The organism is uncultured Marinobacter sp., assembly GCF_913055835.1.
In the GTDB taxonomy this organism is placed as follows: Bacteria; Pseudomonadota; Gammaproteobacteria; order Pseudomonadales; family Oleiphilaceae; genus Marinobacter.
Genome location: NZ_CAJXKQ010000060.1, coordinates 1 through 3,597, shown reverse-complemented (window position 1 = coordinate 3,597; position 3,597 = coordinate 1). Strand labels below are relative to the sequence as shown.

Here is a 3,597-nt window from a genome sequence, read left to right as displayed (position 1 = left end):
TAGTTATCGGCCATGCGCCGGCGTATGCGACGATTGTTACCGGTTCCGGCTTTGGGGCGGCGAGCAGAAAACCTCCTGTGACAGGCGCAGAATGTTCATGGGAAGTCGTACCAGAGACGCATCGCTTGGTGGCGTCCAGTGGCGCTTATGGCAAAGTGTCATTGACGCCGGCTGCATGGCAAGCAGATGATTTTCTTTGTCGATGGGCCTGCGATTGCTTATGTCCCCGGGCTTGATGTCGGTGTAGGCGAGATAGAGTTGACGGATATTGCGCACGTATTCCACTGGCTCTGCGCCACGCACATACCCGTAGCGCGCCTTGTTGAAATAGCGCGGCTCGGACAGTTTGAGCATGGCTACTTCTACATTCCCAAACCAGATGTCGGGGTCGAGACCCAGTTGCTTTGCGAGTCTTCTGGCGTCGTACAGATGGCCGATGCCGGCATTGTAGGAGGCAAGGGAAAACCAGAGCTTGTTTTCCAGATTGTCTGTTTCAAACTTTTTTCGCACCCAGTCCAGATACTTGACGCCGGCGCCGATCGCACGTCGCGGCTCAAACAGCGGGGGCGAATAGCCCATATCCTGCGCCGTCCTCGGCATAACCTGAAGCAATCCCTGGGCGCCAACTGGAGATTCTGCCTTGGGATTAAAACTGCTTTCCTGCCACATTTGCGCAACAATCAGGCGCCAATCGAATGCGTACTCCCTGGCGGATTTTTTTACCAGACCGTCAAAAGGTGAAAGGTCATGACCGGGTTTGATGTGCTCGACAAGCTTCTTGTTGTAATTGGCATTCGGCTTGTAATAGATGTTGACCTTGCGTGCGTAGGCTTTGGAGTCCCTGAATTCCCGAAGGAACGCGTCTAGTTTTGTTCGCAGCGACCGATTGCCCTTCGTGACCATCCAACCCTGTGGTAACGGATCGGTTACCACTGGGCCGATGACCAGTTCATTGCGCAGCGCGGCGCCAGTTTCAGCGGTGTTGGCGTCAACAATGGTCGCATCGACACGGCCGTCCGCTACCATATTGACGATTCTCTCGTAACTGATCTCTGGATCCGCAGTGATGATTTTTACATTGATCCCCTCGCTTTGTAGTGCTTCGGCAGATTCCCGAAACGCAGAATTTGCGCGAAGCATCAGCGTGCGACCATTCAGATCCTGGATGTCGCGTATTTTCGCATCTCGACGGTTGCTGATTATTTGCTGCGGAATCTCGATGTAGGGAATCGTGAAATCCGCGCCTATTTTTTTTCGCTCTTCGGTAATCGTGGTCGCCGCTCCGGCGAAATCACCCTTGCCGGATTTCAGCCAGTCGATCAGGGAGTCGCTCTGTGGAACTACAATCACCTGCAGCGCCAGGTCGTGCTCTTCCGCAAATTGCTTGGCCAGGTCGAAGTCGAAACCCATCAGGACGCCTTTCCACATGAAATAGCTGGTGGCACTGTTGTAGGTTAAAAAGCGGATGACACCGCACTGCTGTCCCACAGTTTGGGATAACTGAAAAAGCCTGAACCAATCTGGTTACAATGATTCTGCGAAGAAAACAACGTAATCAGGGAGGTTCAGGCTTTGTCACATCATAACACCGCTTTTCACCAACTGCTTAAGCCACTTTCGAGACATGACTTTGAGTCTCTGGCCAAGCAGCACCATGTTGGCCAAAAACTGCGCTCTGCCAGTCGCTGGGATCAGTTTATCGGCATGGCGATGTCCCAGCTCTCTGGACGACAAAGCCTGCGGGATATCCAATCCAACCTTGAGGCCCAGCAGCACAAGCTGTATCACCTGGGGGCCCAACCCATTGCTCGAACGACATTGGCTCGGTTAAACGAAAAGCAGCCAGCTGAACTATATGAGGCCTTGTTCTATAAGCTTCTGGGGCGCTGTAAGAATCAGCCAGGAAAGCACAAGTTTCGCTTCAAAAACCCACTCTACTCACTGGATGCCAGCGCCTTGGAGCTGTCGTTGAAAGTCTTTCCCTGGGCTGCCCATCGCGATGATGCAGCCAACGTAAAGCTCAGCGTTGGCCTGAACCACTCGACCGATATTCCAGAGTTTGTTGCCCTGAGTGACGGCAATGAAAATGACATGGTTGAGGGGCGAAAGTTCTCTTTCCCCAAAGGAAGCATCGTCGCCTTTGATAAGGGCTATGTGGACTATCAGTGGTTCGGAAGCCTTACAAAACAACGGGTTAGCTTTGTAACCCGCCTCCGGGCCAAGGCCGTCTACCGTGTTCTTGAGCGCAAAACGGTTGATAAGCAGACCGGTGTCACCAGCGACCAGATTATCGAACTCAGTAGCGCACACGCCATCAAGCGTGGAGCGCCCCGACTACGCCGAATTGGTTATCGTGACCCCGAAACGAGCAAGCGATATGAATTCTTGACCAACAATCTAAGACTGTCAGCAGCCACTATTGCAGCCATTTATAAGGATCGCTGGAAGGTCGAGCTGTTCTTCAAGGCCATCAAGCAAAACCTCAAGATCAAAGCCTTTGTTGGCACATCAAGAAACGCTGTGCTGACGCAGATATGGATTGCACTGATTGTCTACCTGCTGGTCGCGTATGCACGCCATAGCGCCAAGCAAGGTTGGACAGTACAGAGGATGTTGAGGGTGCTGCAGCTAAACTTGTTTGAGAGACGAGCGCTGGCAGAAATATTGAACCCGAACCCTCCACCGAATCAAAAAGACCAGCCTCAAATGAGGCTGGTCTCATGACTGTCAAACTGTGGGACAGCAGTGAGCGAAAGCTGCCCTTTTTATTGGTTGACCCAGTGTTACTGACGAACCGTGACTTTGGTGCCCATAGGCGCGTTCTCATAGAAGATCTTTGCCATATGCCACGGTAGGCGAATACAGCCGTGGGATTCCGGGCGACCGGTCACCTTGCCCGCGTGCATGCCCACCGCGCCATTGATCCGCATAAAGAAATCCATGGAGGCGCCACGGAAGATGGTGCCCGGCGGGCGCTTGTCTTTACGCACATCGACGCTCGATTTGCGCACATAACCCGCTCGATCCACATAGTGCCCAAACAGATTCGATCGGTGATCAATATTTTTTTCCGATACCCGGAAGCTGCCGGTCGGTGTCCGGTAACCGGCAATGCCGGTGGCTACCGGAGAGATCCCGGCCAGGCGCCCGCCTTTGTAGAAGTATGCGCGTTGTTCGCTGATATCGATGATGATGTGCGGCGTTCCCCCGACCACATCCCGGCGCCACCAGGCGCTGCCATCGGTCATGGATCTGTGCTGCTGGTAGGGGTAGGGGTAGTCACCGGCCTGGGCCAGTGGCGCAAATACGGCAGAGGACGCCAGAACGACGCTGGCGCCCAGGGCGATCTTCTTGAAAGCGCGTTTGATGAACGTGGAAGAACCTTGCATGCGTACCTCATCTGCTCTCGCGAGCGAACTGCAGGGTGGCGTGCGGGTGCGGTGTCTCCACCGGGCGGAGTTGCCCCTGAAACGGGGGCGAACAAAACCCTGCACCGTGGTGCACAGACCAGACCTGTGAATTTCCCCAAAGCGGCGCGTCGGTGTTTCCCGATTTGGCCGCGGGATGAGCCTTGCCCTTTTGCCGCAGGCGGCATTG

3 protein-coding genes are annotated in these 3,597 nt (G+C 54.4%); 1 reads left to right on the top strand and 2 read right to left on the bottom strand.

Annotation, left to right across the window (positions count from 1 at the left end; translation table 11 throughout):
* Nucleotides 1-36 precede the first annotated feature (36 nt).
* Nucleotides 37-1,428 (bottom strand): transporter substrate-binding domain-containing protein, encoded by a 1,392-nt coding sequence (locus QZ534_RS18860; protein ID WP_296936880.1) that lies wholly within the window; start codon nt 1,426-1,428, stop codon nt 37-39.
* 144 nt (nt 1,429-1,572) lie between these two features.
* Here QZ534_RS18860 and QZ534_RS18855 point away from each other — a divergent pair, with 144 nt between their 5' ends.
* Nucleotides 1,573-2,724, top strand: coding sequence for an IS4 family transposase (locus QZ534_RS18855; RefSeq protein ID WP_296936879.1), 1,152 nt, complete (start codon nt 1,573-1,575; stop codon nt 2,722-2,724).
* Nucleotides 2,725-2,783: 59 nt separating this feature from the next.
* Here the strand turns inward: QZ534_RS18855 and QZ534_RS18850 are convergent, their stop codons facing one another.
* Nucleotides 2,784-3,389 (bottom strand): L,D-transpeptidase family protein, encoded by a 606-nt coding sequence (locus QZ534_RS18850; RefSeq protein ID WP_296936878.1) that lies wholly within the window; start codon nt 3,387-3,389, stop codon nt 2,784-2,786.
* Nucleotides 3,390-3,597 lie beyond the last annotated feature (208 nt).